Here is a 24,564-nt window from a genome sequence, read left to right as displayed (position 1 = left end):
CGGACGGTGAGCGGGCTGACCGGCCGCCGGGTGCTGGTGACCGGGGCGAGCGGCACCTTCGGCCGTCACCTCGGCGCCGCGCTGACCGCCGCCGGCGCCCGGGTGGTGGGGCTCGACCTGCACGCGCGGCCCGACGACGAGCTGCCGGTGCTCGGCTGCGACCTGACCGACCCGGCCGCCGTGCCGCCGGCGGTGCGGGCCGCCGTCGACCGGCTCGGCGGCCTCGACCTGCTGATCAACAACGCCGGAGTCGGTGGCCCCGCCCCGGCCGAGCTGCCGCCGGACGAGGTGGTCCGCCGGCAGCTCGAGGTCAACCTGCTGGCGGCCTGGCGGACCACCGCCGCGGCGCTGCCCGCACTGCTCGCCGCGCGCGGACGGGTGATCTTCGTGTCGAGCAGGATGGCGGTGCTGCCGCTGCCGCTCGCCGCCGCGTACGGGGTCAGCAAACGGGCACTGGTCGCCTACGCCGACGCGCTGCGCCATGAGGTGGGCACCCACGTCGGGGTGAGCGTCGTCTACCCGAGCATGGTGGCCTCACCGATCCACGACAGCACCGCCGAGGCTGGCCTGTCCCTGCGGGGCGTGTCCCGTCCGGAGCCCGTCGAGGGCGTCGTCGCGGCGATCCTGCGCGCCGCCACCGCCCGACGGGCACCTCGGGACGTGGCCACCACCACGCGCGGGCGGCTGGAGATGGCCGTCGGCCGGCACGCGCCCGCGCTGGCCGACCGGCTGGTGCGTCGTACCCTCACCGCCCGGCTCGCCGCCGGCGACCTGGACGCCGCGCCGCTGGCCGCCGGGATGGTCCGCCGCCACCGGGGACAGTGAGCGTCGGATCAGGGTGTGGCGATCGCGGCGCGGGAGCGGTCGGTGGCGATCCGGACGGCCAGCGCGGCGAGGGCCGTGCCGGTCACCCACTGCTGCACCCGCAGCCAGACCGGCCGGCGGGCGAAGAATCCGGCCAGCGCGCCGGCGCTGAGCACGATCAGCGCGTTCACGCTCAGCGCGACGGCGATCTGGGTCAGGCCGAGCAGCAGGCTCTGCGCCGCCACATGCCCGCGCCCCGGATCGACGAACTGCGGCAGCAGCGAGACGTAGAGGATGGCGATCTTCGGGTTGAGCAGGTTGGTGACCAGGCCCATGGTGAACAGCCGTCGCGGCCGGTCCGGCGGCAGCGGCGCGGGCGTGAACGGGGAGTGCCCACCCGGGCGCAGCGTCCGCCAGGCCAGCCAGAGCAGGTAACCGGCGCCGGCCAGCTTCACCACCGCGTACAGCGTCGGCACCAGGACGAAGACGGCGGCCAGGCCGGCGACCGCCGCGGCCAGGTAGACGCCGAACCCGGCGGCCACCCCGAGTAGCGAGACCATCCCGGCGCGGCGGCCCTGCGCCACCGAGCGGGAGACCAGGTAGACCATGTTCGGGCCGGGCGTGAGCACCAGCCCCAACGCCACCAGCGCGATACCCAGCAGCGCACCCGCACCCACCATGACGAACCCCCCCGTTCACTCCGACACCCGCACCGACCGTAGGCCGGGCGGCCATACCGGCCCAGGGCCACCTGCCAGGCCGTGGCCTGCTGCTGCGGAACCGGACGTCCCGACGGAAACCACCCCCCGCCGGGCGGCGACGGGAATGGCAGCCGGCCCGGGCGCGCTGACCCGTTGCGGTGCGCACCGCCGGCCGGAGGCGGCGCGTTACGGTGGCCAGGGAGGTGCCGCAGGGTGACCGAAGCGTGGGAAGCGGCCGTGGAGTCGCAGATCCGGAGCGCCGCACAACGCGGCGAGTTCGACAACCTGCCCGGCATGGGCAAGCCGATCCCCGGCCGCGGCGCGCCCTACGACGAATCGTGGTGGATCAAGAGCTTCCTGGAGCGCGAGGCGCTCCCCAGCGACCTGCTGCTGCCCACTCCGCTGCAACTGCGCCGGCGCATCGAGCAGGTTCCCGCCGAGGTCCGTGGCCTGCCCACCGAGCAGTCCGTGCGGGACTTCGTGGGTCAGCTGAACGCGCAGATCGTGGCCTGGCTGCGTAGCCCCGAGGGCCCCCGGGTGGTGGTGCGGCCGGTGAACGCCGACGAGGTTGTCCGCCGCTGGCGCGCGGAGCGCGCCTCCGCCGGATCCCGGACGTCCACCGACTCGCTGGCGCCCACCGGCGGGCCGGCGCCCGCCGTCGCACCGGTACGCCGGTCCTGGTGGGCGTGGCTGCCGTGGCGCCGCCGCCAGGCGACCTGATCCGCCCGGCGGCGGCGGTGAGCTGACCGGCCCCGGTCACTCGTTGTGCAGCACCTCCGCGATCGTCAGCCGCGCCGCCGACCGGGCCGGCAGGAGCGCGCCGAGGACGGTGATCGCGAGACCGGCGACGGCCAGCAACACGAGGCCGCCGGGCTGCCACACCTGAAGCATCGCCTTCGCGAGGCTCAGGTTCGCCGCATCCGCCGTGACGGGCACCACGACGCGGTGGGCGAGCACTCCCAGCGGTACGCCGAGCAGCCCGCCGACCACCCCCAGCGCCGCCATCGACGTCACCATCATCACGACCACCTGCCGGGGCGTCATCCCGATCGACTTGAGCATGCCCAGGTCCCGACGGCGGTCACGGGTGTTGAGCACCACGGTGTTGAAGACGCCGAGCGCCGCGACGAGCCCGAGCAGCAGCGTGAGCACCGTGGACAGCGCCACGACTGCCGTGGTGTACGAGTTCGAGCCGCTGTTGTCCCACGCGTCGAGCCCGGGATCGGCGGTGCGGATCGCGGCGAGGTACTGCCCGGTGTCGGTGCCCGGCGCCACGGCCAGCGCGTAGTACATCTCGTGCGGGAGGATCCGGTAGTCCGGCGCGAGGCGTTCGAACGTGTCCCAGCCGGCGACCAGCCTCGGCCAGCCGGGCGCGGTGGACATGATCTCACCGACGACGGTCACGGACCGCTGCCCGGCGCCGAATCGGATGGTGGCCCGATCACCGACGGACAGGCCGTGGTCGTGCAGGACGGTCGAGGGCGCGACGATCTCGTCCGGGCCGCGCAGCCAGCGCCCGGCGACGATCTGGTCCTGGAAGCCCATGGCCGGCACATCGCCCCGGACGAAGTAGACGGTGGCCGGCTCACGGTCCCCGACGATCGACACCTCCAGGTCCAGTCCGCCGGCCACCCGCGTCGTGCCCGGCACCGAGCGCAGCAGCTGCTCCACGTCCGGCACCGACCGCTGCGTCACCGGCTGATCCCCGTCCGGGCGTAATGGCCGTACCGCGATGGGGGTGTCGTTCAGATCGGTGAGATCGGAGTAGCGGCGCGCCGTCTCCGACATGCCTGTCGCGAACGTCACGGTGACCACACCGAGCACGACCGCCGCCATGGTCAGCGCCGTCCGGGCCGGGCGCGCGAACGGCAGGCCGAGGCCGAGGCTGACGGCGCGGGGCAGCCGGGTGCCGCCGAGCGCCCGCTGCACCCGCAGCGCGCGGCCGGGCCGCGGTGCGCTGCCGGCGCTGATCGCCTCCGCCGCCGACAGCCGGTACGCGCGCAGCGCCGGCACGAGCGCGGCCAGCAGGACGACCGCCGGTGCTCCCACCAGCGCGGCGACGTCGATCCACGGCGCGACGCCGACCTCGGCGCCGAAACCCAGCCCCAGGAACGCGGACCGCAGCAGCGGGCGGGTACCCAGATCGCCCAGCACCGTGCCGAGGACGCAGCCGACGACGGCCGGCACGGACACCATCGCGAGGTACACCGCCACGACCTGCCGTGGCGTGAACCCCATCGCCTTGAGAACGCCGATGTGCCGGTAGCCGGAGACCACCGCACCGCTGACGACGTTGCCGACGATGAGGACCGCCACGATCAGCCCCAGGACGCCGAAGGCGACGAGGAACGGCACGTACGCGCCAGGCCCGGCGGCGATGGCCTCCTTGACCACGAGGTGCGACTGGGCGGCGATCAGCGCGTCCGGCGGCAGCCCGGCCCGCAGCGCGGCGACGTGGCCGTCGACCTCGGTCGTGGTGCGGGCGTCGGCGAAGCGGTACAACATCTGGGTCGTCGTCGGGCGCAGCGCGGCGATCCGGTCCGGCGCCACCCAGGCGTCGGCGGTCCGGCTGATGCTGTAGGCCCGGCCAACCACGGTGAACGTCGTGCCGTCGGCCAGGGTGACCCGTTCGTCCTCGGGCCGGAACTGTGCCCGGTAGCCGGCGGCCGGCGGCGCCTCGTTCAGCACGATCTCACCCGGCCCGGTGGCCCAGCGCCCGTGCCAGACGTCCACGGTGTCGACCGGACCGCCCGGGTCGGCGCGTCCGACGACGGTGAGGGGGCGGCCCTGCAGGCGAGGTACGTTCCCGTCGCGGGACGTGTCGACGGTGGCCTGCCGGAACGGGCCGGCGACCGCCGTAACGTCCGGCCGGTGCTCGGCGAGCTGCGCGTCGGTGACAGCCGCCGCGTCGTACGTCGCGACGACGTGCGCGCCCCGGCGCTCCGCGAACGCCCGGTCGAACGGCGCCGACGAGGCGTCCAGCAGCGCCAGGGCGACCACGATGGACGCGGTGGAGAGCAGCACGACGAGGCCGATCACGAACGTCTGCAGCCGGCGGCGGCGTACCGCCGCGCGGGACGCCCGCCACACCGCGCTCATGCCTTCTCCAGGGTGCGCTCGCGGGCGATCCGACCGTCGGCGAGTTCCACCACGCGGCTCGCGCACCGGGTGGCGAGCCGCTCGTCGTGCGTGACGATCAGCAGCGTCTGCCCGATCTGGTTGAGGTCCAGCAGCAGGTCCATCACCTGCTCGCCGGCCCGACTGTCCAGCGCGCCGGTCGGCTCGTCGGCCAGCAGGAGCGCCGGCCGGTTCATCAGGGCCCGGGCGACCGCGACCCGCTGCCGCTCGCCGCCGCTCAGCGCTGCCGGGTACACGTTGCGCCGGTCGGCGATGCCCAACTCGTCGAGCAGTTCCAGGGCCCGCTTGCGCGCCGGTCCCGCCTTGCTGCCGGTCAGTTGGGCGGCGAGGGCGACGTTGTCCAGCGCCGGCAGGTCGTCGAGCAGGTTGAAGAACTGAAAAATCATGCCGATCCGGTGCCGGCGGAACAGCGCCAAGCCCGTCTCGTTCTTGCTTCCCAGGTCCTCGCCCTGGACGACGACCGTGCCGGTGGTGGGCCGGTCCAGCCCGGCGATCATGTTGAGCAGCGTCGACTTCCCGCAGCCGGACGGGCCCATCACGGCGACCGCCTCACCGGCCCGGACCGACAGCGACACGCCGTCGAGGGCGGTGGTGTCGCCGTACTCCTTGCGGACTCCGTCGAGCTGTACGACGGTCGCGTCTTTCGTCATGACAGGAAGCTACGGTCGGCGGCACCGGCCGGGCATCCCTCCCGGGATGCAACCCGCCGGGGTCGTCATCCGCGGGATGTACGGCGCTGGACATGGAGGATGATGCGGCACGCCACGGTGGTCTGCGAGGGTAACGGGGTGCGCACATCCGGGACGACGTGGCTGGCTGTCGCCCTCGTGCTGGTCTGCGCGGGCGCGGGATGGCTGTGGTTCGCGTTGGTTCGCGCGCGGCGGCTGCACCGGCGCGCTGTCGAGCGTCAGGGCTGGCTCCTGGAACGGGACCGGGAGGGGGTCGCCCGCGCCGCCGTCGACGTCGAACGCGCCCGGATCGCTCGCGAGCTGCACGACATCGTCAGCCACAACGTCAGCATCATGGTGGTGCAGACGGCCGCGGCGCGCGAGATCCTCACGACCATGCCGGGAGAGGCAGCCGCGGCCCTCGAAGCGGTCGAGGGCGCCGGGCGGGGTGCGATGACCGAGCTGCGACACCTGCTCGGCCTGCTCGCGCCGTCGGCCGACGGTCGGGAAGGCGCCGACGGTCCGGACGGTCGGGTGGGCGGTGGCACGCGGCTGGAGCCACAACCGAGCCTCAGCCGGCTCGGCGTGCTCGTCGATCGGATCGCGTTCGCCGGGCTGCCGGTGGAGGTGCGGATCTCCGGCGAGCCGCGTCCCCTGTTGCCGGGCATCGACGTGACCGCGTACCGGATCGTGCAGGAGGCGCTCACCAACGCGCTCAAGCACGGTGACGGCGGCAGGGCCGAGGTGACGATCCGGTACGCCGACCGTTCCCTGCGGGTCGAGGTGCTCAACGTCGGTCCGAGCGTCCTGGCCGGCACCGTGCCACGGGAGCGGCGTGGCGGTGACGGCGCCGGGCGCGGCCTGCTCGGGCTCCGGGAGCGGGTCGCGGTCTACGGTGGCGACCTCGACGCGCGCCGGCGCCTCGGCGGCGGCTACCGGGTCCGCGCGCGCATCCCGCTGGACCAGCCGTGACAGCACCCGAGACCACCGCCGCGCCCCGTGTCCTCATCGCCGACGACCAGGAGCTGATCCGCACCGGCTTCCGGCTGATCCTGACCGCGCGTGGCATCGACGTGGTCGGCGAGGCGTCCGACGGCGCCGAGGCGGTGGCCGCCGAACGCCGGCTGCGGCCCGACGTCGTGCTCATGGACATCCGGATGCCGGTCATGGACGGGTTGGAGGCCACCCGCCACATCCTGGCGCGGAGCCCGCATTGCCGGGTGCTCATGCTGACGACGTTCGACCTCGACCGGTACGTGTACACGGCACTCTCCCTCGGCGCGAGCGGCTTCCTGCTCAAGGACGTCACCGCCGAGCATCTCGCCAACGCTGTCCGGCTCGTCGACACCGGCGACGCGCTGCTCGCCCCAACTATCACGCGGCGGCTCGTGGAGCGTTTCGCCGCCGCCGAGCGGCGCCCGACCGAAGAGCCGGGACCCCGCCGCGAACTCGACGCGCTGACGCCCCGCGAACGTGAGGTGCTCACCCTGCTCGGCCGGGGCCTGTCCAACACCGAGCTGGCGCGGGTCCTGACCCTGAGCGAGGCGACGGTGAAAACGCACGTCGCCCGCATCTTCGCCAAGCTGTCGCTGCGCCACCGGGCGCAGGCGGTGGTCGTGGCCTACGAGGCGGGCCTGGTCACCCCCGGCGGGACATAGGCGTGCAGGCAGAATGTGCCCATGTCGATCGAGCTGCGAGCGATGGCCACCCCGTCGGCACCGGGCCTGGTCCTGCGGCCCTGGCGTGACGACGACCTGGAAGCGCTGCTGGAGGCGTACCGGGATCCGGTGCTGCACCGGTGGACGCAACACCCGTTGACCACCCCGGACGAGGGGCGTCAGTGGCTGGAGAAGGTACGGCAGGACTGGGACGACGGCCGGCGGTTCACCTTCGCCGTGCTGGAGGACGCCGCGGACGATCCACTGCTCGTGGCGTGCGTGGTGCTCAAGCGGGTCGCGCCCGGGCGCCCGGCGGCCGAGGTCGGGTACTGGACGGCGGCGTGGGCGCGCGGTCGGGGCGTCGCCCCGCGCGCGGTCACCGCGCTCAGCCGCTGGGCGTTCGCGCAGTTCACCGGGCTGGAGCGCCTCGACCTGCTGCACCAGGTGGACAACCCGGCCTCCTGTCGGGTGGCGGAGAAGAGCGGGTACGTCTTCCAGGAGGTGCTGCCCGCGTACCCGCCGTTCCCGCGCGACGGCCACCGGCACGCGCTCACCGCCCCCTCGATCGGCTGAGGGCCGGTCAGTCCAGCGCGGCGCGCCAGGTCCACGAGATGCGCCGTGCCCGGCCGGGCAGCTCACCGCGCCCGGTCAGCCACAGCAGCACCTCGGGCGCCGCGCCGGGCGGGGCGTCCGGGAACAGTCGTCGCAGCACCCGTGCGCTCAGCCGGTGCGGCGGCTGCCACGGCACGCCGAGGCCGAGGGTGATGTCGTGGGTGTGCAGCAGGGTCTCCGCCACCCCCATCGCGGCGAAGCCGGCCGGGTCGCACGGGCCGAAGTGCCAGGCCCGGGTCTCCGGCGGCGCCGTGTCGACCGCGGCGGCGAGCAGCCCGGCGCACGCCCGGACCACCGTGAGGACCTGCGCCGGCGTCGCGGTGGGGGAGACCCGCAGGTCGTACGGCAGGTAGGCGTCGTCCGGTCGGCCGGTGACCTGACCGGCGTATGCGAGCAGGTCGTGCGCGACGTGCGCGGCGGTGGTCCAGCAGCTCCAGCGCAACGTGCCGGCGGGCACCGCCCAGTCGTGGTCCCGGTGCGGGTCCAGGACCCGGGTCATCTCCTCGCCCGCGTCGCGCACGTCGGCGCCATCCATTGCTGGCATCCGTCGACCCTCGCAGTGCCCGCCGGCCTCCGCAACGCGATTCGACGCGAGGCCGTCCGTTCGCTTCGGGGCCGGCCGCCGCCAGTGCGTCCGGCCCCGGGCGAGCGGCTCAGGTGCGTGCGGGTGACCATCCGTCGGTGACGAGCCGGGAGGCATCGGCGCCCTCGCCGCGGAAGAGCACGCCGTACCGGTCCGTCGCGGCGATCCGGTCGACGTAGACGCCACGCCCCTGGCCCGAGCCGTCGGTGCTGCTGCTCCACCTCAGGTGCGTGGCCTGGTCGGGCAGCTCCACGGAGACCTGCCACCACACCCGGCCTCCGTAGCCGGTGACCGTGCCGTCGGCGCTCCACCGCCGGCCGGCCTCGCGCAGCTGCATGGTCGCCGGCGCCCAGGTCTGCCCACCGTCGGTGGAGACCTCGAATCGTGCGCTGTCGTAGCGGGGTTCGGTGTCGTACCAGAGCAGAAAACTCGCCGTGGCGCCCCGCGCGGGCCGGCGCAGCGGCGCCGTGAGCGTGCTCGTCGCGGAGTCACGTGGATCGGCTCGCCAGGCGCTGGCCGAGCGCGGCCGTACCGGCATCGCTTCGGCGAGGTCCCGCGCCACGGCGCGTCGGGCCACGTTGTTGCTGCCCCAGCCACGGTCAGGGTGCACCCGGTTGCTGAGCATGACGACGAACGAGTGCGACAGCGGGTCGATGACGATCGACGTCCCGGTGAAGCCCGTGTGCCCGAAGGCCACCGGCGAGGAGAGCCCCATCATGTACCAGTGCTTGTTCAGCTCGAAGCCGAGGCCGCGGTCGCTCTCCGGGTAGGCCGACTCCAGCGGCGCGTTGTAGTTGACCAGCATCGCGCGCACCGTCTCCGAGCGCAGGATCCGCCGGCCGCGGTACTCGCCGCCGTTGAGCAGTGACTGGCAGAGCACGGCCAGGTCGGCGGCGGTGGAGAAGACCCCCGCGTGCCCGGCCACCCCACCGAGCGACCAGGCGTTCTCGTCGTGCACCTCGCCCCAGACCATGCCGCGCCCGGCGTACGGCTGGTATTCGGTCGCGGCGATCCGCGACCGCCGCTCCGGGCCGGGGTTGTAGCCGGTGTCGGTCATGCCCAGCGGCCCGGTCACGCCGTCGCGGACCAGGTCGGCCAGCGGCCGGCCGGTGACCCGTTCCAGCAGCACGCCCAGCGCGATCAGCCCGAGGTCGGAGTAGACGTACTGGGAGCCGGGTGTGGCACCGGCCGCCAGTGGCGTGGCGAGGGCGGCGGCGAACCGCTCGGCCGGCGTCGGGTACCTGCTCCACAGTGGCACGAACGCGGGCAGACCCGACGTGTGGGTGAGCAGCATCCGGACGGTGACCGTCGCCTTGCCGCCAGCGGCGAACTCCGGGACGTACCGGGCGACCGGCGCGTCCAGCTCCACCCGACGCCGCTCCACCTGCTGCATGGCGACGATCGTGGTGAACAGCTTCGACACCGACGCCAGGTCGAAGATGGTGTCCGGCCGGGTCGCGATCTGCTGGTCGGCGGGGAGTTCCACGCCGACCAGGCCGGGCGGTGGCCCGACGGCGGAGTAGCGCACCGCGCTGCCGACGGCGGCGTGCTGAACGATCACGCCGTCCTTGGCGGCCAGGACCACCGCGCCGGCGTACGCCGGGTAGCCGGGATGGTCCGGCGTCGGCTGGAGATACGCGGCCAGGTCGGCGGGGAGGCGGTCCACGTGCTCCGGGAGCAGGCCGACCTGGCGGGCGTCGCCACGGCGCAGCGTGTCGTGCCGGAACTGGATGTCGGCGGGGGTGACGGTCGGCGGACCGGCCGGGGGCGACGCTGCCACCGGGCTGGCTGGCAGCGTCGTGCCCACGACCGCCAGGGCCAGGCCGATCGCGAGTGAGCGGAGCGGACGACGGGTCGACCTGGTCATGACCGCACTCCTCAGTAGAGCAGGTAGGGCCGGCGTTGCCGGTTGAAGGTGGCCAGCTCGTCGGCCCAGGCGCCGACGACGTCGTCCACGTCGGCTCCGGCGTCGATCTGGGTCCGCAGCCGGGGCGAGCCGGTGAGCTTGTCGATCCAGTACGGGCGGGCGGTGTCCCACGAGTCCTGCCGCCAGGCGAACGCCGGGTACTTGTGCGCCTCCACCAGCATCGCCACCCCGGTGCGGATCGGGTCGTACGCCGCCGGGTCGACGACCTTGACCTCCACGCCGGCGCAGAGCTTGTTGAGCAGCGCCGGCTTCTGCCCGGCGGAGGTCGGCGAGAAGTACGCCTCGCGGAACTCGACTCCGGGCAGGTTCCGGGCGTTGAGCCGGTCACCCCAGTGGTGGTCGAAGTCGGTCGCCAGCCCGCCGATCAGCTCGAACGGGCGGCACGTGCCGCGCCCCTCAGTGATCGACGCGACGCCCTCGAACAGGCCGGTGCCCGGGTAGACGAGCGCGGTGTCCGGGGTGGGCATGTTCGGGCTGGGCATCACCCACGGCACGCCCGTGTCGGCGGCGAGGTCGTCGCGCTTCCAGTGCCGGCACCGCACCACGTGCAGGTCGACCGGTCGCCCCGCCTCGGCCGGTAGGAAGGTGGGGTTGAAGTACCGGGCGAGCTCGCCGACGGTCATCCCGTGCTGCTGGATGATCTCCTTCAGACCCACCCCCGAGGTGTACGGCGAGGTCATCAGCGGCCCGTAGGCCCGCCCGCCGATCGGGTTGGGTCGGTCCAGTACGACGTAGCGTCTGCCGACCCGGGCCGCGGCGACCATCGAGGTGTACATCGTCCAGATGTAGGTGTAGAAGCGGACCCCGACGTCCTGGATGTCGAAGACGACCGTGTCCACCCCCGCCTCGGTGAACATGGCTTCCCACCGGGCCTGCGAGGCGCCGTACGCGTCGTAGACCGGGATTCCGGTGCGCGCGTCGACGCCGGTGCCCTCGCTGCCGCCGGCCTGCGCGGAGCCGCGGAAGCCGTGCTCGGGGCCGAACGCCGCGACCAGCTGCACTCGACCGGAGCCGTGCATCAGGTCGACGAGGTGCCGGTAGGCCGAGTCGACACCGGTCGGGTTGGAGACGACCCCCACCCGCTGGCCGGCGAGCTCGGCGAACCTGGAGGACACCAGCTCGTCCAGGCCGGTGCGGACCCGCCGGCCACCGGGGCTGGCGGCCGCGGGCGTCACGGCCGCGCCGACGCCGAGCGCTCCCGCGCCCAGTGCGCCCGTGCCGACCAGGAAATTCCTCCGCTGCATTGGTTGCCTCCTACCAGCTCAGGCCGTGGCCGTAGGGATAGAGCACGGAGCCCGCGCCCTCGGCCGTGGGGATCGTGACGGGCAGCCGCCCGCTCGGGGACAGCTCGCCGTGCAGCGCGCGGACGAGCGCGTCCATCGCCGCCCGGGTGTACGAGTAGGTCGCCAGGTAGGTGGTCACGCCCGGCAGGTACGCGATGTCGTAGGGATCGCGGACCGCCACGACGACCACCGGTTTGCCGGTGCCGACCAGCGCCGCGACGAGGCGCTGCTGGGTGGCGCGCGGGTCGGTGACCGTGGTGTCCCACGCCTTGTTCACCAGCACGACGGTGAGGTCGTGCTCGGCGGCCTGGGCGGCCGTCGCGGCGATCACCGCGTCCGAGGGCAGCGTCGCCGGTCGGGCGGTGGCTCGGGCGCCACGGGCCGTGAAGCCGGCGGCGACCGTCGCGACCGGGGCGAAGGCGGCGCTGTCCCAGCCGGTGACCAGGACCGACCGGTCGGCGCGGGGCAGTGGCAGCAGGCTGGCGTCGTTGCGGACGGCGGTGAGCGTCGGGTCGGTGACCCGGGTGACGGCGGCGAGGTGCTCCGGTGCGCCGACCGTCCGTACCGCCCGCTCGACGTCGACCAGCGGCGAGCGGGCCAGTCCCTGGCGGTACTTCATGCCGAGGATGCGCCGGACCGACTCGTCGATCCGCCGCTCGGTGAGCTCGCCGGTGGCGACGGCGCGCAGCACCGCGTCCCGGGCCAGCGCGAGGTCCGGTGGCATCAGGAGCTGGTCGGCGCCGGCCTTGAGGGCCAGTACGGGCACCCGCTCGTCGCCGTACTTTGCCCGCACGCCGGCCATGTTGAGCGCGTCGGTGACGATGACGCCCCGGAAGCCGAGTTCACCGCGCAGCACGCCGGTGAGGATCGTCGGCGACAACGTCGCCGGGTCGCCGGAGGGGTCGAGCGCGGGAACCACGATGTGCGCGGTCATGATCGATTCGACGCCGGCGCTGATCGCCCGCCGGAACGGTGGCGCGTCGACGCGGTCCCACTCGGCGCGGCTGTGGTTGATCACCGGGAGGCCGGTGTGGCTGTCGGTGGCCGTGTCGCCGTGCCCGGGGAAGTGCTTCGCCACGGCGGTCACCCGGGCGTCGTGCTGGAAGCCGGTGACCTGGGCGGCGGTGAGGTCGGCCACCAGGCGGGGGTCGGCGCCGAAGGACCGGACGCCGATCACCGGGTTGCCCGCGTTGACGTTGACGTCGGCGATCGGCGCGTACGGCTGGCGGATGCCGACGGCACGCAGCTCTCGCCCGGTGACGTCCGCCGCCGTCCGGGCGAGCCCGGGTGAGCGTGCCGCGCCCAGGGCCATCGCCCCCGGGAACTGGGCGGCGGGGGAGGGCATCCGCAGGACGGTGCCCTGCTCCTGGTCGGTGGAGACGAGCAGGGGCACCCGGCCCTTCGCGCCGTCGCTGAGGGCGGCCCGCTGGAGTCCGTTGGAGAGGGTGGCGATCTGGCGGGGACTGTCCAGGTTGTGCGACCAGGAGAAGTAGCAGACGCCGCCGAGGTGGTACCGCTGGATCACCTCGGCCGGCGTCTCCACGCCGAACGCGGCGAGGTTCGCGGCCCGGTCGGCGGCCGTCGGTTCGGTGGCATCACCACCGTAGACGTAGGTGGAGAAAAGCTGGCCCACCTTCTGTTCCAGGCTCATGTGCCGCAGCGTCGATGTGACCCAGCCGTGCTCGGCCGACGGGGGGTGGGCCGAGGTGGCTGCCTGGGCGGGGATGGGGGCGAGGGTGGCCGCCAGTGTGGCCACCCAGGCGGTCGCGGTAACGAGTCGGGTCTGCATAGACGCCTCTCAGTCCGGGTGACTGAAACTTAGCTACGCCATGACCGCCAGTCAAGAAGGTTACCTACAAACTGTGGTTTTCGGCGATGGGCCGAGATTCGAGGCGCTACTTGGTACTACCGAATACCGGTAGTCGGTGGTACGTTATAGCGGTACTCAGTGCTACGAGGTACCAGGGGGACCGAAGAGGAGCCGCCATGGAGGATCTGACGGAGATGTTGAAGGGCACGCTGGAGGGCTGCGTGCTCGAAATCATCGGCGGCGAGGAGACCTACGGGTACGCCGTCACGCGTCGGTTGAACGAGCTCGGCTTCGTCGACGTCATCGAGGGGACGGTGTACACCATCCTGCTGCGACTGGAGCGGAACGGACTTGTCCAGGTGACGAAACGACCATCCGAGGTGGGACCTCCGCGCAAGTTCTACACGCTCAACGACGCCGGGCGCGAGGAACTCGCACGGTTCTGGGCGAAATGGCAGTACGTCTCATCACGCATCGACAAGCTCAGGGAGGGGGCGAGATGAGCTTCTGGGAGACCATCACGGGCAGCGATCTCACCAGGGAATGGAAGGTGTTCGAAGCCCGGGCGGAGGCATTGCCGGCCGACTACCAGGCGGCGTGGGAACAGATCAAGGGCAACCTCTTCCCCTACGGGGGCTTCACGGGTCGCAACCTGATGCCGATCCTCGACGCCGCCCTGGGGCTGCTCGAAGAAGCATCGGCGGACGGGCAGAGCATCCACGAGGTGCTCGGCGACGACATCCCCGGCTTCTGCACGGCGTTGGTCGGCGGAGAGGGAGCCCGGACCTATCGCGACCGGTGGCGCGAGCAGTTGAACAGGACCGTCGCAAGGAAACTGGCCCGGCTAGGAGGCTGACGTGGGAGTCCAGGACATCATCGAGGGCAAGAAGCAGTGGCGGGCGCACGTGGCTCGGGTCAAGACACTCCCGCCGGATTACCAGATCGTCTACAAGGAGATGCAGAAGTACCTGTTCAAGGTCGGACCGGTCGACCTGGCTGACGGGCTCCTGCTCTCCGGGATCGTCGACTTCTTCGAGGAGGGCGCCGCGGCCGGCAAGGGGGTTCTGGAACTCACCGGCACCGACGTCGCCACCTTCTGCGACGACCTGATCAAGGACTCGCGCACCTACGCGGACGTCTATCAGGAGTCCATCCGCACGAACCCCGACACGGACAAGAAGTAACACCTGTCGGCACCATGCCAGCGGGCGTCAGCCCAACAGGTAGCTCTCTCACGTAGGTGAGCCGCATGGCCGAGGGCCTGGTCGGACAGTCCTTCGGCCATGCGGCGGCCGCTCCCGCTACTCCCGCACCGACTCCAAGGCTTCGGTGGCGTTGCGGATGCCGGCGCGGATCATCTCGCCGTACGGGTCGTCCGGCAACCGCCCGACGAAGCGCTCGGCCAGTGCCAGATGCTCCCGGGCCAGGGCGGTGTTGCCCAGGCGCCGGTGGTCGTCGGCGAGGTTGAGGTGCAGCGACGGAAGGAATCCCTGGACCTGCATCGAGTGGTGGTACTGCTGGGCGCGCTCGTCGGTGAGGTCGGCGACGGCGGCCAGTGCTCGCTCGTCCCAGCTGAGTTCAGCTTCGGTGCTCCCCTGAAGGTCGGCCAGATAATGCGCGAGAGTGCAGCGGTGGAAGGCGTCGCCGTCGGCGCCGATCTCGTCCCAGAGCGCGGTGAGGGTGTCGCGGGCCAGCGCCTGCTGTCCTGATCGACCGAGCTGTACGGCGTTGACGATGCGGGTCATGGTCGGGTCGGGCGCGGGTTGGTCGTCGTGGTCGTCCATGCCGCAGATGGTCGAGGCTCAACCTCGTCGAGGGTCAACGTCGCTTCTCGTGGATCGCCTCGCCCGTGCACCGATCCGGTTGATGCTGACAGACTGATCGCATGACAGGTCTGACCGCCGAACTCGTGGTCGATGGTCGTGACCCACAGACCCCGGCGCTTGCCCCGAACGGGCGCCTGCTCTGCTACGTCCTCGCTCCCGTCAGCCGGACCGATGACCACCTCGACACCGAACTCTGGCTCGTCGACACCGATGGCGCCGTCGCGTCGCGTCGGGCGACCGCCGACACCGCAACCGAGTCCCGGCCACGCTGGTCGGCCGACTCGGAGACGCTGTTCTTTCTGTCCGACCGCGCCGACCGTGGTACCCCGCAGCTGCACGGGCTCACGCTCGCCACCGGCACGATGACCACGTTGACCACCTGGCGCGCCGGGGTCATCGACCACCTGCCGCTCGCCGACCCCGACCTGGTCGCTCTGCTCGCCGAGGACGAACCCACCGAGCAGGACGCGCGCCGCGCCCGGGACCGGGAGGACGCCATTGTCGTCGGCGAGCGCGAACCGCGTGCCCGGTTGCGCCTGCTCGACCTGCGCACCGGGCGGGTCACCACCCCGGATGTGCTCGGTGACCGGCACGTCGTGGAACTGCGGCAACGTCCCGACGGCGGCCCACTTGCCGTGCTGACCGGGGCCAGCGCCGACAACGACTACGGCCCGCGCACCGGCCAACTGCACCTGTTCGACCCCACGAACGGGACTGCGGAGAACCTCGGACCGGTCGGGGTAGACGCACGATCCCTGGCCTGGTGGCCGGGCGAGGACGGTTGGCACCTCGGTTACATCGCGCTCACCCCACCGGTTCTGCAGGCCGGCACTGCCGTGTTCGACCTGGCCGTGGACAGCCGCGTCCCGCGCAACCGCACCGCTGGTCTCTCGATGTGCCCCACCACCCTCTGCCAGACCGATGCCGCCCCGCTGGTTGTGTTCGCCGACGGCCTGAACACCACCCTGGCCCGGCTCGACCCCAAAGACCTCACGACCCTGTCGCATCACCCTGGACGCCTCGACAACCTCACCACCACCCCTGCTGGCGAAGAGATCGCGGTACTTACCGGTACCCGCTATCAGCCCCCGAACGTTCACATCGGACCGCCAACCGGCCCGCTGCGAAGACTCACCAACACCCGCCCGGAACTGGACGGCACCGCGCTCGGCACGCAACAACCGCTGGCCTACCGCGCCGCCGACGGCCTCGACCTGGACGGCTTGCTCGTACTGCCGGTTGGAAAAACCGCATCGGATGGCCCGTTCCCGCTGGTCACGATCGTGCACGGAGGCCCGTACGATCGCTACGCCGATCGTTGCCAGTTGTTCTGGTTTCCCAGCGCGCAGTGGCTGGCCGCCGCCGGCTACGCGGTCCTGCTGCCCAACCCGCGCGGCGGCCAGGGCCATGGCCACCGGTTCGCCGCCAGCGTCGCCGGCCGGGTCGGGCAGCAGGAGTGGACCGACATCCTGACCGGCATCGACCTGCTGATCGACGAGGGCGTCGCCGACCCCGACCGGCTGGGCATCGCTGGCTGGAGCCACGGCGGCTTCATGTCCGCCTGCGCCATCGGCCAGACCGACCGCTTCCGCGCCGCGCTGGTCGGCGCCGGCATCATCGACTGGGGCATGCTCGCCGCGACCGGGGAGAACGGCCAGTTCGAAGCCGCGCTCGGTGGCAGCACTGGCTGGTCCGGCGTCGGCCCACACCCGCATGACGCGGTCAGCCCGATCTCCTTCGCCAGCCACATCCGTACTCCAGTGCTCATCATGCACGGCGCCGAGGACACCAACGTTCCCCTCGGACAGGCCGTGTACCTCCACCGGGCGCTGCGCCACTTCGACGTCGAGCACGAGTTCGTGATCTACCCGAGAGAGGGCCACTCGATCCGGGAACGCAACCACCAACTCGACGTCCTGCGCCGGACCCGCGCCTGGTTTGATCGCTGGCTCCGGCCCTGACCGGGGCGCGTGGACCAGATGTCGTTGCCCTCCAACCGGTCGTTACTGACCTGAGCTGACGTCAAGACCCCAGGCAGCCCTGGCCGAGTACGGGCGGATCGCCAAGACCCTGCACCTGCTGGCCATGGTCGACCCGGTCGACGAAACCTACCGGCGTACCGTGACCCGGCAACTGAACATCGGCGAGTCCCGACACTCCCTGGCCCGCAAGATCCTGTACGGACACCGCGGCGACATCATGCAGCCCTACCGCGCCAGACAGGAAGACCAGCTCGGCGCGCTCGGACTCGTCCTCAACGCGGTCGTGCTCTTCAACACCCGCTACATCGACCTGGCCGTCACCGCGCTCCGCGCCCAGGGCTACCAGGTCCGCGACGAGGACGCCGCCCGCTTGTCACCGCTCGGGTACGCGCACATCAACGTGCTGGGGCGTTACACCTTCCCCGCCCCGTCAAGCGCACAGCAGCTCAGGTCCCTGCGCGACCCGGATGCCGGTGTCGGCTGATGCCATGACGCAGGCGATCCGCGCCCGGCCTTAAGGGGGCGCCCGTCTGAGTGCGTGGCAGCGGTGTGTAACGGGGCGATAAGGCGCGGGTTCGGTGTCCGCGTCGCGGGCCGCGAGCGGAGGTGCTGTCCGGCCCCGAGGGTGGATGCGTTGCTCGCGAGGCGGGAGTAGTCGCTCAGGCGAGATGTCGCGGACAGCCAAGCGGAGGTCTTTGAAAGCACGGGATTCGCACGCAGGCATGTCCGTGCGGGCGAAGGCCGGCACATTCAAGTGAGCCGCCGCACGCTGGGCCGGCCCGCCGACCGCGACGGCCGGCGGGCCGGAAGGTACGGGCCGCCCCACGGCGCAGGTCATCGCGCCGTGGGGTGGCACCCTATGCCCGCTCAGGTGACAGCGGTGGGGCGGTGACGACCAGGAAGGTGAAGTCCTCGCGGGCCTTGGCGTCGATGGGCAGGGGCAGGCGGATGCGCCCGGAGTCGACCATGCCTCGCACGGCGGGACGGCTCAGGCCGAACCCGGCGGTGAGCAGCTTCTCGACCCGGATGGGTGCCGGGAGCTCGAACCTGATGATGACCTCGAGTGGCGCAGCATCCTCGCGCTGGAGGTCGTAGAACGGTATGTCGGTGTCCAGCTGCCAGGTGCCGGTCCAGTCAAGCTGGTAGGCGGCCTTGTGGGCGAGCGTCGCGTCCATGGTCAGCTGTCGCACCATGGCCGGATCGTTGTTCTCGAACATCAGTAGCCGCTCGTTGTCCAGCGCCCGCACGTTGATGCGCTCGTGGACGGGGATTTTCGATGTGCGGCCGCACAGGTCGCAGCAGATCAGCAGCCACACGTCGAGCAGCTTGTGGTTCGCGTTGACCCGGATCTTGCCGGTGGGACGGTGCCGCGTGGACCTGCATGACACGCAGGTTTTGACGATGGCGGGCAGTCCGAGCTCGCTGACCACCCACAGCGCTTTGCGGTCGATGCCGGGTCCGCGACCGTGGGCCGGCACACGGATATGGCGGGAACTATTCATGGCTTCAGCGATTCCAAGGTCTAGGCAGGAGGCGCCCGGCAGCGCGATGGCGTGCCGGGGGGTGCCTCCCGGATCCAGTGGCGGGCAGCCGGCGTCTCGGCGGGGAGCACGCCGGCTGGCGCGACGTCGCAGATCACGTCGCGTGAAGGAAGCCCGCACCGGTCACGCGGTGCGGGCTTCGAGTGGCACGGCGGACGGAGACGAGGAGGTGACTCGAACCCGTCTTCATCGCGCACGTGCGCCACTGGTCACTGATCCATGCGCGTCAGCATGGTCAACCCGTGGCCCGCCGAGCAACGGATTTTCCGCGTGGCCCCGCCGCCGGGGGTGGGGAAATCCGCTGTCGGTTGTCGGAGGGGGTGGTACAAAGCCGCGGTGGAAAAGACTCTGGAGTTCGCTGACCTGTTGCGGCTGATGGACGAACGATCGACCGCTTTCCGGGCGGCGGTCGCCGCGGCACCCAGCCTCGACGTGCGGGTGCCGACCTGCCCCGAGTGGACGTTGTTCGACCTGGTGCAGCACCTGGGCGAGGGGCGCCGCAAGTGGGCCGCCATCGTGGCCGCGGGGCCCGCCGACGCTCCGCCGGCGATGTCCGCCCCGGCGGCGCCCCGGGAGCGCGAGGCCCTGCTGGCCTGGTTCGCCGCGTCGACGGGGGAGCTGCTGGACGCGCTGCGGGAGGCCGGCCCGGATCGTGGTTGCTGGACGTGGTGGGGTCCGTCGCAGTCACCGCAGACGACTGGTGCCGTCGCCCGGCACCAGCTCCAGCAGGTCGCCGTGCACACCTACGACGCCCAGGTCGCCGTGGGCGCCCCGCAGCCGCTGCCGGACGAGGTGGCCCTCGACGGTGTCGACGAGTTCCTGACCACCTGCGTCGCGACGACGGCCGCGTGGCCGCACAAGCCCGCGGTCATCGACTACCACGCCACCGAGGGCCGTTCCTGGCGGCTCTGGTTCTCCGCCGACGGCGCCCGGACCGCCCGCCTCCCCACGCCGGTCGCCGGCGAGGGCCCGGAGGCGGCCTATGTCTCCGCCCGGGGCACGGCCAATGAGCTGGTCATGTTCTGCTACGGCCGCATTCCGATGGACTCGCTGCGGCTCGACGGCGACCGGCGCGTCTTCGACCAGCTGATCGCCTGGGAGCCGGAGGAATAGGACGCGACGACGGACCCACCGCCCTGCGCCGACCTCGGCCTCAGCGCACGGCGGTGGGTCCGCGGCCCGTCACTCGTAGCGGTATTTCAGCGAGTCCGCCTCCACCTGTTCGATGTCGGCGATCGTCAGCGCCGGCATCCGCAGCTGGGCCAGCGTCACCTCGGCCGAGGTCGGCTGGGCGTCCGCCGGCAGCCACTGCTCCGGCTTCCAGGCCCCGCCGCGCAGCAGCGCCTTGGGGCAGTGCGGGTAGACCTCCTCAATGCCCAGCACCAGCGCACTGGCCGGTGGCTTGCCCACGGCGGTCAGCTGCGACAGCAGCTCGGGGCGAGTGGAGACGCAGGCCCGGCCGTTCACCCTGAGTGTCGTGGTGCGCCCCGGGATGACGAACAGCAGCCCGGCCCGCCCGGTGGCGACGATGTTCTGCAGGCTGTCCAGGCGCTTGTTGCCCGTCGCGTCCGGTGTCGCCACCGTCCGCGCGTCCAGGACGGCGACGAACCCGGCGGGGCCGCCGCGCGGGGAGACGTCGCAGTTGCCCTCGGCGTCCACGCTGGCGACCAGGACCAGCGACGAGCAGCTGATCAACTGCCGGGTCTGCTCGGTGAGTTCGGTCATCTGCTTACGCACGGCGTCGCGGCTTGCGGCTGTGGTGACGGCGGCCGCCGAGCGGCACGGCAGCTACGGGTACGGCAACCCAGTGATGCTGGTGCACGCCGTCACCGCACCGAACGCGGTCATGCGCGTCCTGCCGGTTCTTCCCGAGGCGATGTGGCCGGCAAGTCTCGCCGCGGCCTGGGCGGCAACGGCTGCGGTCACTGCCGTATACGCACCGGCCGAACCGCGCCTGCTACCGCAGCCTCGCCCCGACCTCACCATCGCGGAGCTGGCCGACCGGGCGGTGGCGATCGGCGATCCGCACGCGATCAAATACGCCGACGCGGTCGCCGACGTACTCGCCGCCGCGCCCGACCCGGCGTTGCTCTCGGCGGCAGTACGCAGCGTTGATGAGCTGGCCGATTGACCGTGTCACCCCGAGTCCCGCGTGAGGTCTCGTAGCCGAATCTTCATGGTGATGACGTCCACGGCGGCCCGGTACATGTAATCACGTTCGTCGTACCGGGAGCTGCGGCCGCGGGCGGGCCGCTGCGCCACGCCGGGGGGCGGGAGACGTTGAGGATGCCGTCGACGTCGAGCAGCCAGCCCGGCCGGTTCACCGGGGCCCGCCTCTCGGTGCGGCGGTAGACGCGGTCGCCGTGGTGGGCCGCTCCGCGGTGTCAGTGCGGATGTTGCGGTAGATGGTCATGGGGGTGACGCCGCAGGAAGCGGCGATCTCGGCCATCGTGAACTGCTTCGAGCCGTACATGCGCTGCGCCTTGTTGATCAGGGCGGGGTCATCTTAGGTTTGCGACCGCCAGTGCGGCCGCGGGCACGGGCAGCGGCCAGGCCAGCGAGGGTGCGTTGCCCGAGTTTGACGCTAGATTGTCGGTTTACCAGTAACGATAATGCGATAATGCATCGCCACATAAGGGGCATAGCGCGCATGCATCATAATGACAGTTCTTGTGCGTAAGACTTCAGGATGGTGTCTGGGGTGCAGCACCGCGACTGTGCAGGAGTGCGCCTCTGACCTGCGGCGAAATCCGATCGCCCCGCCGGCGTGAGTCGTGCGATCGTCGCCGTATGCCGCAACCGATCTTGCGTACCGACCGTCTGCTGCTGGTTCCGCTCGCCGACCGGCATCTCGAGCTGGAGATCCAGCTCGATTCCGATCCGGAGGTGCTTCGCTACCTCAGCGGCCGGGCGCGGTCCAGGGACGAGGTGCTCGCGTCCCATGCGCAGAGGATGGCCCTGGCGCGCGTGGTGGACGGCCTGGGCTACTGGATGGCGTTCGGGTCTGCTGGCGGCGCGCGTGGCTCGACGTCGCCAGCACGTGAGGACGAGGGCGAGTTCGTCGGGCTCATGATGCTTCCGCCGGCGCATGGCCCCGACCAACCTGACGACCCCACCGTCACGGACCTGGGTTACCGCCTCGTTCGCCGGTACTGGCGCCAAGGCCTGGCCAGCGAGGCCTCCCGCGTCCTGCTGCGACATGCCTTCGACACCGTCGGGCAGAGCCGGGTGATCGCGCAGACCATGGCTGTCAACGCCGGGTCCCGGGGTGTGATGGAGGCCATCGGCATGCGGTACGTGCGCACGTGGGTTTCGGTCTGGGACGACCCGCTGCCGGGGGCGGACCTGGGTGAGGTCGAGTACGAGATGACCCGCGGGATGTGGGAGGCGTGTCGTGGTGCTCAGCCGAGACCGTCAGGCGCCGAACGGGCGTAATTCCCCTGCATTACGTACGGGTGAGGCTTAGCCTGCACGCCATGTTCCCTCCAGTGAAGATCACCTCCGACCGGTTGGAAATCCGCGAGTTCGGGCCGCAGGACACCGCGGCTGTGGCGGCGTTTGTGGCGGCGGGGGATCGAACGGCACTGCCACCCGGCTTCCCCGAGGCGGTCGCTGACGTGGACGCGTGGCTGGCGGATGCGGTGCATCAGCGGCGCTTGGGCGGCGAGGGCGTACACCTGGTGATCCTGGAGCGGGCCACCGGCGAGATCGTCGGCAGCACCGGGTTGCGGGACACCGACTGGGAGGCCGGTCGCACCGAGATCGGCTACGGCGTACACGCCAGTCAGCGAGGTCGCGGTTTCGCGAGCGAGGCAGCTCGGGCGGTGGGACGGTGGGCGCTCGCCGACGGCGGGATGCGACGGGTTCAGTTGCACTGCCGGGTCGACAACGTGGCTTCCCTACGGGTGGCCGAGAAGGCCGGGTACCAGCGCGAGGGCACACTACGGATGGCCGGGCAGGACGGGCGCGAGCCTCATGACCTGGCCGTCTTCGCGATGATCGCCGAGCGGGCCAGCGCCACCTCGGCGGCCTGACGCTCTCGCCAACGGCGCTGACTGTCCCGGTTGCAGGCGCGGCACGTCCGCCGGTACCGCCCCGTCGATTCGTCGACCTCGCGGTCGTGCCCGTTGCGGCAGGTCGACGGCTGCGCCCGGGTACGGCAGATCTCCGCGTGAGTGACCTGCCGCAGATGAGTGGGCTCCACGCAGTCCCGGGCGTCGCAGAGGTGGTCGACGTCCAGGTCGGGGTCGTAGCCCCCGACGAAGGCGGCGTAGGCGGCGATGTGTGCCCAGGCCCGGCCCGCGACCTTCTGGTACACGCCGCGCTGGGTGCCGTACCCGCGGATGATCAGGCAGCCGTCGGCCTGCCGGACCGAACGCTCCAGGAGATATCGGCGGAGGCTGTCCTCAGTGAAGTGGCGGGACAAGCCGTTGACCCTGCTGAGCACACGTCACTCTATCCGGGGGCTCGCACGTCAGGCGTCCGCCGTACCCCGGGTGAGCCGGTAGGCGGCGGCCCTTGAGACTGGTGAGACCGCCTATTCAACTGTCGCGGATTCTCGCCCCAGGGACGAGAAACTGCCACCTAGTGGTTGCCCTGCCTAGCCGAGACCGATAGTGGCGGGAAGTTTGGGGTTGGGCAGCATGTCGCGGCCGGCGCGCAGGATCTCGAGGTTGATGATCGTGGGCCGGCCGCCGATAGGGCCCTTGAGGAACATCGGAACGAGAAGTAACGCTAGCGATGATCTTGGCTGGAACAGCTTGCCCGGCTGCTACCGCTTTCGCAGAAACGGTCCATTTTGGGAACAGATCAGCATCCGGTCAGGAATCGCTGATCCGGACCCGGATCCGTTCTCACGCAAAAGTGTCGCTGTGATGTTCTGAGCAACGTTTGTGCGAGCATGCTGGGCATGGCTGGTGAAGAAGACCGCGATCCGGAGACCCGAGACGCCGATGATGTCGAGCGCACCCGTGCCCGCGCTGTCAGGCGCAGCCCGGCTCGCCGTGCCGATCGCGGTCCGGCGTGGTGGCCACCTCGTACCACACCGGCCGGTTGACCAAGGTCCGCCGACTGAGCAAGGCTCTGCGGGTGCTGACCCCGGCCGACCGCGGCCCCGGGCAGCTGCGGCGCCCGGGCACCCCGCCGCCGGCACCGCTGCCCGCCGACGCCCCGGCCGCGGACATCCGGATCGGGTACGCCCGATGCAGCACCCTGACCCAGGAACTCCAGTCACAGCTGGACGCCCTCGCCGCGCACGGCATCCCCCGCGACAAGATCTTCGCCGAGAAGATCTCCACCCGGGTCCGGATGCGACCGCAGTTCGAGGCGGCACTCGCGCTGGCCCGGCAGATCAAGGCCCACGCCTCGCACTGCCGGGTCATCCTGACCGTCAACGAGATGAAACGCCTTGGCCGTGACGCCGCCGAACTCACTGCGCTGGCCGATCATCTCAGCGCGCACGGCCTGGTCCTGGAGATGCTCGCCGGCCCGCTGCCCGGCCTCTACGACCCGGCCGGCTCCGGGCGCATGCTGTTCGCCTTCTTCGCCGCGATGGGCGACACCGAACGGGAAAACATTCGCGAGGCCACCCTCGAAGGCCTCGACGCCGCCGCCCGCAAAGGCAAACACGGCGGCCGCCCGGCCGTCATCACCGAGGACATGCTGCATACCGTGCTGCGCCGGCGTGCCAACGGTGAGACCGTCGAGCAGATCCGCCCTGACCTGTTCATCGCGACCGGTAAGCGCAAGGGCCGCAACCCGAGCGTGGCCAGCATCTACCGCGCGCTCGCCGCCCACGAGAAAACCCAGGCGTACCCAGCCGCCGTCGAGCAAGCCCGTATCCAGCATGCGCAGCGCACCGGCGCCGACCTTCCGGCGATCGTGCGCCCCCGGCCCGCCCGTGTCCTCGACCCGATCGACGCCGAGCTGGCGCCGAAAAACAACGCTTAGCCGTGCTGGCCCCACCTCGACATCGAGGGCGTGCCCGACACCGGAGCACGTCCCCTGGATCGACCCGACCCATCCGGCCTGG

Annotated in this window: 25 protein-coding genes and 1 pseudogene; 15 read left to right on the top strand and 11 right to left on the bottom strand. The window is 71.7% G+C overall.

The window, feature by feature from the left end; translation table 11 throughout:
* Positions 1–6: 6 nt before the first annotated feature.
* Positions 7–825: an SDR family oxidoreductase gene (locus tag ABZU69_RS17055; protein WP_354965278.1), complete on the top strand. Its 819-nt coding sequence runs from the start codon at positions 7–9 to the stop codon at positions 823–825.
* A gap of 8 nt (positions 826–833) precedes the next feature.
* On the opposite strand, the gene ABZU69_RS17050 is transcribed toward ABZU69_RS17055, so the two are convergent.
* Positions 834–1,484 carry a LysE family translocator gene (locus ABZU69_RS17050; protein WP_354965277.1) on the bottom strand — a complete coding sequence of 217 codons (651 nt, stop codon included), beginning with the start codon at positions 1,482–1,484 and terminating at the stop codon, positions 834–836.
* Between the two features lie 234 nt (positions 1,485–1,718).
* Between ABZU69_RS17050 and ABZU69_RS17045 the strand changes: the two genes are divergently transcribed.
* Positions 1,719–2,225: a DUF1992 domain-containing protein gene (locus ABZU69_RS17045; protein WP_354965276.1), complete on the top strand. Its 507-nt coding sequence runs from the start codon at positions 1,719–1,721 to the stop codon at positions 2,223–2,225.
* 36 nt (positions 2,226–2,261) lie between these two features.
* Here the strand turns inward: ABZU69_RS17045 and ABZU69_RS17040 are convergent, their stop codons facing one another.
* Together ABZU69_RS17040 and ABZU69_RS17035 are read right to left on the bottom strand one after the other, a co-directional pair.
* Positions 2,262–4,604, bottom strand: coding sequence for an ABC transporter permease (locus ABZU69_RS17040; protein ID WP_354965275.1), 2,343 nt, complete (start codon positions 4,602–4,604; stop codon positions 2,262–2,264).
* A complete protein-coding gene (locus tag ABZU69_RS17035; protein ID WP_354965274.1) occupies positions 4,601–5,293 on the bottom strand; it encodes an ABC transporter ATP-binding protein in 693 nt (230 codons plus the stop codon). The genes ABZU69_RS17040 and ABZU69_RS17035 overlap by 4 nt, the downstream gene beginning before the upstream one ends.
* Before the next feature lie 204 nt (positions 5,294–5,497).
* On the opposite strand from ABZU69_RS17035, the gene ABZU69_RS17030 reads away from it, so the two are divergent.
* From ABZU69_RS17030 to ABZU69_RS17020, 3 genes are read left to right on the top strand one after another with little or no spacing between them, the layout of a single operon-like run.
* Positions 5,498–6,283 carry a histidine kinase gene (locus tag ABZU69_RS17030; RefSeq protein ID WP_354965391.1) on the top strand — a complete coding sequence of 262 codons (786 nt, stop codon included), beginning with the start codon at positions 5,498–5,500 and terminating at the stop codon, positions 6,281–6,283.
* Entirely contained in the window at positions 6,280–6,969 is a 690-nt protein-coding gene (locus ABZU69_RS17025; RefSeq protein ID WP_354965273.1) for a response regulator transcription factor, read from the top strand. The genes ABZU69_RS17030 and ABZU69_RS17025 overlap by 4 nt, the downstream gene beginning before the upstream one ends.
* A 21-nt stretch (positions 6,970–6,990) precedes the next feature.
* Positions 6,991–7,542 carry a GNAT family N-acetyltransferase gene (locus tag ABZU69_RS17020; protein WP_354965272.1) on the top strand — a complete coding sequence of 184 codons (552 nt, stop codon included), beginning with the start codon at positions 6,991–6,993 and terminating at the stop codon, positions 7,540–7,542.
* 7 nt (positions 7,543–7,549) lie between these two features.
* Here ABZU69_RS17020 and ABZU69_RS17015 read toward each other — a convergent pair whose 3' ends face one another.
* From ABZU69_RS17015 to ABZU69_RS17000, 4 genes are all read right to left on the bottom strand, one after another.
* A complete protein-coding gene (locus tag ABZU69_RS17015) occupies positions 7,550–8,116 on the bottom strand; it encodes a maleylpyruvate isomerase N-terminal domain-containing protein (RefSeq protein WP_354965390.1) in 567 nt (188 codons plus the stop codon).
* Between the two features lie 118 nt (positions 8,117–8,234).
* On the bottom strand, positions 8,235–10,031 hold the full coding sequence (locus ABZU69_RS17010; protein WP_354965271.1) for a serine hydrolase: 1,797 nt from the start codon (positions 10,029–10,031) through the stop codon (positions 8,235–8,237).
* A gap of 11 nt (positions 10,032–10,042) precedes the next feature.
* Positions 10,043–11,335, bottom strand: coding sequence for a DUF1343 domain-containing protein (locus ABZU69_RS17005; protein ID WP_354965270.1), 1,293 nt, complete (start codon positions 11,333–11,335; stop codon positions 10,043–10,045).
* Positions 11,336–11,345: 10 nt separating this feature from the next.
* Positions 11,346–13,163: a glycoside hydrolase family 3 protein gene (locus tag ABZU69_RS17000; RefSeq protein WP_354965269.1), complete on the bottom strand. Its 1,818-nt coding sequence runs from the start codon at positions 13,161–13,163 to the stop codon at positions 11,346–11,348.
* A 197-nt stretch (positions 13,164–13,360) separates the two neighbouring features.
* Between ABZU69_RS17000 and ABZU69_RS16995 the strand changes: the two genes are divergently transcribed.
* The 3 genes from ABZU69_RS16995 to ABZU69_RS16985 are packed head-to-tail and all read left to right on the top strand — an operon-like array spanning position 13,361 to position 14,368.
* On the top strand, positions 13,361–13,687 hold the full coding sequence (locus tag ABZU69_RS16995; RefSeq protein ID WP_354965268.1) for a PadR family transcriptional regulator: 327 nt from the start codon (positions 13,361–13,363) through the stop codon (positions 13,685–13,687).
* Positions 13,684–14,040 (top strand): DUF1048 domain-containing protein, encoded by a 357-nt coding sequence (locus ABZU69_RS16990; RefSeq protein ID WP_354965267.1) that lies wholly within the window; start codon positions 13,684–13,686, stop codon positions 14,038–14,040. The genes ABZU69_RS16995 and ABZU69_RS16990 overlap by 4 nt, the downstream gene beginning before the upstream one ends.
* A gap of 1 nt (position 14,041) precedes the next feature.
* A complete protein-coding gene (locus tag ABZU69_RS16985; protein ID WP_354965266.1) occupies positions 14,042–14,368 on the top strand; it encodes a DUF1048 domain-containing protein in 327 nt (108 codons plus the stop codon).
* 117 nt (positions 14,369–14,485) lie between these two features.
* Here the strand turns inward: ABZU69_RS16985 and ABZU69_RS16980 are convergent, their stop codons facing one another.
* A complete protein-coding gene (locus tag ABZU69_RS16980; RefSeq protein ID WP_354965265.1) occupies positions 14,486–14,968 on the bottom strand; it encodes a hypothetical protein in 483 nt (160 codons plus the stop codon).
* Between the two features lie 101 nt (positions 14,969–15,069).
* Here ABZU69_RS16980 and ABZU69_RS16975 point away from each other — a divergent pair, with 101 nt between their 5' ends.
* Together ABZU69_RS16975 and ABZU69_RS16970 are read left to right on the top strand one after the other, a co-directional pair.
* Entirely contained in the window at positions 15,070–16,971 is a 1,902-nt protein-coding gene (locus tag ABZU69_RS16975; RefSeq protein ID WP_354965264.1) for a prolyl oligopeptidase family serine peptidase, read from the top strand.
* Between the two features lie 73 nt (positions 16,972–17,044).
* A pseudogene (locus ABZU69_RS16970) lies at positions 17,045–17,476 on the top strand (Tn3 family transposase); the annotation flags it as partial.
* 373 nt (positions 17,477–17,849) lie between these two features.
* On the opposite strand, the gene ABZU69_RS16965 reads toward ABZU69_RS16970, so the two are convergent.
* A complete protein-coding gene (locus tag ABZU69_RS16965; protein WP_354965263.1) occupies positions 17,850–18,470 on the bottom strand; it encodes a DUF1062 domain-containing protein in 621 nt (206 codons plus the stop codon).
* Between the two features lie 399 nt (positions 18,471–18,869).
* Between ABZU69_RS16965 and ABZU69_RS16960 the strand changes: the two genes are divergently transcribed.
* Entirely contained in the window at positions 18,870–19,646 is a 777-nt protein-coding gene (locus ABZU69_RS16960; RefSeq protein WP_354965262.1) for a maleylpyruvate isomerase family mycothiol-dependent enzyme, read from the top strand.
* Between the two features lie 69 nt (positions 19,647–19,715).
* On the opposite strand, the gene ABZU69_RS16955 is transcribed toward ABZU69_RS16960, so the two are convergent.
* Positions 19,716–20,258 carry an MSMEG_1061 family FMN-dependent PPOX-type flavoprotein gene (locus ABZU69_RS16955; RefSeq protein ID WP_354965261.1) on the bottom strand — a complete coding sequence of 181 codons (543 nt, stop codon included), beginning with the start codon at positions 20,256–20,258 and terminating at the stop codon, positions 19,716–19,718.
* On the opposite strand from ABZU69_RS16955, the gene ABZU69_RS16950 reads away from it, so the two are divergent.
* The 3 genes from ABZU69_RS16950 (at position 20,245) to ABZU69_RS16940 (ending at position 22,567) form a co-directional block, all read left to right on the top strand.
* A complete protein-coding gene (locus ABZU69_RS16950) occupies positions 20,245–20,664 on the top strand; it encodes a hypothetical protein (protein WP_354965260.1) in 420 nt (139 codons plus the stop codon). The genes ABZU69_RS16955 and ABZU69_RS16950 overlap by 14 nt on opposite strands.
* Before the next feature lie 659 nt (positions 20,665–21,323).
* Positions 21,324–21,968: a GNAT family N-acetyltransferase gene (locus tag ABZU69_RS16945; protein WP_354965259.1), complete on the top strand. Its 645-nt coding sequence runs from the start codon at positions 21,324–21,326 to the stop codon at positions 21,966–21,968.
* 41 nt (positions 21,969–22,009) lie between these two features.
* Positions 22,010–22,567 carry a GNAT family N-acetyltransferase gene (locus ABZU69_RS16940; protein ID WP_354965258.1) on the top strand — a complete coding sequence of 186 codons (558 nt, stop codon included), beginning with the start codon at positions 22,010–22,012 and terminating at the stop codon, positions 22,565–22,567.
* Here ABZU69_RS16940 and ABZU69_RS16935 read toward each other — a convergent pair.
* Entirely contained in the window at positions 22,507–22,959 is a 453-nt protein-coding gene (locus ABZU69_RS16935; protein WP_354965257.1) for an HNH endonuclease, read from the bottom strand. The two genes, ABZU69_RS16940 and ABZU69_RS16935, sit on opposite strands and share 61 nt — an antisense overlap.
* A 599-nt stretch (positions 22,960–23,558) precedes the next feature.
* Here ABZU69_RS16935 and ABZU69_RS16930 point away from each other — a divergent pair.
* Positions 23,559–24,482, top strand: a complete 924-nt coding sequence (locus ABZU69_RS16930; protein WP_354965256.1) for a recombinase family protein — start codon at positions 23,559–23,561, stop codon at positions 24,480–24,482.
* Positions 24,483–24,564: the final 82 nt, after the last annotated feature.

Origin of the sequence: Micromonospora sp. NPDC005206, from assembly GCF_040608175.1 — a bacterium.
Taxonomy (GTDB): domain Bacteria; phylum Actinomycetota; class Actinomycetes; order Mycobacteriales; family Micromonosporaceae; genus Micromonospora.
Note: the sequence above shows the minus strand (reverse complement) of the source record. Positions and strands in the feature narration are given on the sequence as shown.

Bases quoted from the DNA above. Each gene is read 5' to 3' on its own strand.
- ABZU69_RS17050 (WP_354965277.1), bottom strand. From the start codon at position 1,484: ATGGTGGGTGCGGGTGCGCTGCTGGGTATCGCGCTGGTGGCGTTGGGG.
- ABZU69_RS17040 (WP_354965275.1), bottom strand. From the start codon at position 4,604: ATGAGCGCGGTGTGGCGGGCGTCCCGCGCGGCGGTACGCCGCCGCCGG.
- ABZU69_RS17035 (WP_354965274.1), bottom strand. From the start codon at position 5,293: ATGACGAAAGACGCGACCGTCGTACAGCTCGACGGAGTCCGCAAGGAG.
- ABZU69_RS17020 (WP_354965272.1), top strand. From the start codon at position 6,991: ATGTCGATCGAGCTGCGAGCGATGGCCACCCCGTCGGCACCGGGCCTG.
- ABZU69_RS17015 (WP_354965390.1), bottom strand. From the start codon at position 8,116: ATGGATGGCGCCGACGTGCGCGACGCGGGCGAGGAGATGACCCGGGTC.
- ABZU69_RS17010 (WP_354965271.1), bottom strand. From the start codon at position 10,031: ATGACCAGGTCGACCCGTCGTCCGCTCCGCTCACTCGCGATCGGCCTG.
- ABZU69_RS17005 (WP_354965270.1), bottom strand. From the start codon at position 11,335: ATGCAGCGGAGGAATTTCCTGGTCGGCACGGGCGCACTGGGCGCGGGA.
- ABZU69_RS17000 (WP_354965269.1), bottom strand. From the start codon at position 13,163: ATGCAGACCCGACTCGTTACCGCGACCGCCTGGGTGGCCACACTGGCG.
- ABZU69_RS16995 (WP_354965268.1), top strand. From the start codon at position 13,361: ATGGAGGATCTGACGGAGATGTTGAAGGGCACGCTGGAGGGCTGCGTG.
- ABZU69_RS16990 (WP_354965267.1), top strand. From the start codon at position 13,684: ATGAGCTTCTGGGAGACCATCACGGGCAGCGATCTCACCAGGGAATGG.
- ABZU69_RS16980 (WP_354965265.1), bottom strand. From the start codon at position 14,968: ATGGACGACCACGACGACCAACCCGCGCCCGACCCGACCATGACCCGC.
- ABZU69_RS16975 (WP_354965264.1), top strand. From the start codon at position 15,070: ATGACAGGTCTGACCGCCGAACTCGTGGTCGATGGTCGTGACCCACAG.
- ABZU69_RS16955 (WP_354965261.1), bottom strand. From the start codon at position 20,258: ATGACCGAACTCACCGAGCAGACCCGGCAGTTGATCAGCTGCTCGTCG.
- ABZU69_RS16945 (WP_354965259.1), top strand. From the start codon at position 21,324: ATGCCGCAACCGATCTTGCGTACCGACCGTCTGCTGCTGGTTCCGCTC.
- ABZU69_RS16940 (WP_354965258.1), top strand. From the start codon at position 22,010: ATGTTCCCTCCAGTGAAGATCACCTCCGACCGGTTGGAAATCCGCGAG.